A 227-nucleotide genomic window follows, 5' to 3' on the forward strand; every position below is an offset into this window, starting at 1 on the left:
CAGGCACCCTCGAGGTCGTGCTCGCGGGCGTCGGCGCGGCCCTCGTGCCGGACCCGCTTGCCCGCCATCTGGGCATGAAGGGGCTGCGCCGGGTTCCCGTGACCGGCCTCCCCGGCACCTGGATCTGGGCCTGCTGGCTCGTCGAGGCAGACGGCCCGGTGATCCAGGACTTCGTCGGGGTGCTCCGGGGCCGCACGCGCTCCAGCTCCCGGCACGCGAGCGAGCGC

Annotated in this window: 1 pseudogene; it reads left to right on the forward strand. The window is 75.8% G+C overall.

The annotated features are described in order from the left end of the window. A pseudogene (locus OOT08_RS07625) lies at positions 1-227 on the forward strand (hypothetical protein); the annotation flags it as partial.

Origin of the sequence: Leucobacter sp. M11 (assembly GCF_035726885.1) — a bacterium.
Classification (GTDB): Bacteria; Actinomycetota; Actinomycetes; order Actinomycetales; family Microbacteriaceae; genus JAPFRB01.